The 1548-nt window shown below is 46.4% G+C and carries 3 protein-coding genes; all 3 read right to left on the bottom strand.

Features of this window, described 5'->3' with window-relative positions:
- Positions 1-371 precede the first annotated feature (371 nt).
- On the bottom strand, positions 372-911 hold the full coding sequence (locus tag SV253_07840; protein MDY6775968.1) for a hypothetical protein: 540 nt from the start codon (positions 909-911) through the stop codon (positions 372-374).
- A gap of 7 nt (positions 912-918) precedes the next feature.
- Positions 919-1221, bottom strand: coding sequence for a UPF0175 family protein (locus tag SV253_07835; protein ID MDY6775967.1), 303 nt, complete (start codon positions 1219-1221; stop codon positions 919-921).
- An 81-nt stretch (positions 1222-1302) separates the two neighbouring features.
- Positions 1303-1548 (bottom strand): transposase (locus tag SV253_07830; GenBank protein MDY6775966.1); only part of this gene is annotated, 246 nt, incomplete at its 5' end.

Raw genomic sequence — 1548 nt, 5'->3', positions numbered from 1 at the left:
ACCAGAACTAGCTTGACCACGCTTTTTACAGCTTTGCTAACGTTAACACCCCCTAAAGACGCCTGCTAACTCTTTTATCGGTCTTTCTTTAGCAAGACGTTCCACAGTCTCAGAAAAAGTTTCGTCGTCCTGCTTTCGTCGCTCTAGAACCTCGTATGCATCCTGAGTAAGACGGACACTCTTGTATTTCGATCCCATTGTATACAATTGTATACAAAGCTTTGAGATATAAGCCTTACTCCGTGTCAACAACCTCGGGGGCAAGTCAAGGGGATCACAGATTTCCCGTATCCCAAAAAGCTCTGCTTTTTGAAGATCCCGAGCACTCACCCACACAGCCTGTGAAATCAATCATTTTGTCAGGCTAAAGATCATTTTTCTGATTCTGAGTCGGCTTTCTCCACCATCTCGTAGGCTTTCTCCCGAAGTTCACCTGTCATATGCAGACCTCGGCTATCGACACGTCGAATGATTTCTTTACCCTCTTGTGAGGGTAGTTCTTTCTTCACACTGTTTACGACGACTCCGATAGTCCCGGTCACACTCACACCTAAGCTATCTGCTGTATTTCTCACACGTCTATCGTCAGATACAACTACAGTTTCTGTTTGATCTCGATCCAACTGTCTCAAAACACCAGCAATGATCTGGACATCGCCGTTCAATTCGTTCTCCCCGAGTAGACTGCATGCGTCTTCGATATCCTGGTCGTCTAACTGAGTCTTTCTCTCTACCTTGATATCCTCGTTACTACCCAGAAACCTCTCCAGGTTCGTCTCTGCTGGCTGAGTAGTTACCTCAGACAAGACTTTAGAAGGGATTGTGAGATCTCCATTAATGTAGTTGAGCAACCTCAGCTCATTAATACTCGACAGGGATATGACTGTAGTAGCGTCAAGATAGATCTTCATACTCTAACTAAAGATCTTCTATGGTTTCTACGTCTTTCTCAAGGTCTTCAGGCGAAATCTGGGTAGTTAGATTATGCTCCCGTGCTATCTGTATCCATTCGGATATGCTGACATCTGCAATTCTAGCTGCTTGATTAGTGGATACTTCTCCCGATTGGTATTTCTGTATCGCGACCTCAATTCTTAGATCGGTCAGACCCTCGCTTAGTGCCTTACGTATTGTGGTGCTTTTGTCTTCTTCGAGGAGGTCGGCAACCTCTTCTATATTTTGAGCCTCTTCGTCAGGGACTCTCGCACTTATCGATGTCATGTATACATTGTATTAATATGTGATTGGGCATATTCTTTTCGCTGGTGTAATAGATTAAGACAGAGTCTCTCGGTAGGTGAACTACCCCTGCCTACTCGTCGCCTTCGGCGGCTCCTTGAGGCAGGGGCTTCCTGTTTCAACGACGCGCTTTGGAGACACATTATTGGATGTTTCCTCAGTCTCCCCAGGGAGCGCAGTCTCCGCAGGCGTTGATTCGGCCATGCCCTGACCTACTGTCATCGTCTGTGCTTCCACTCCAAGTTTCGCCAGTCCCAAACGCTTGATTTCTAAGGCTGCATTGTAGTCCCTGTCAGCTTCGAACCCACA

The sequence above is a fragment of the Candidatus Afararchaeum irisae genome, assembly GCA_034190545.1.
GTDB lineage: Archaea > Halobacteriota > Halobacteria > Halobacteriales > Afararchaeaceae > Afararchaeum > Afararchaeum irisae.
This window is presented reverse-complemented; position numbering and strand designations above follow the sequence as displayed.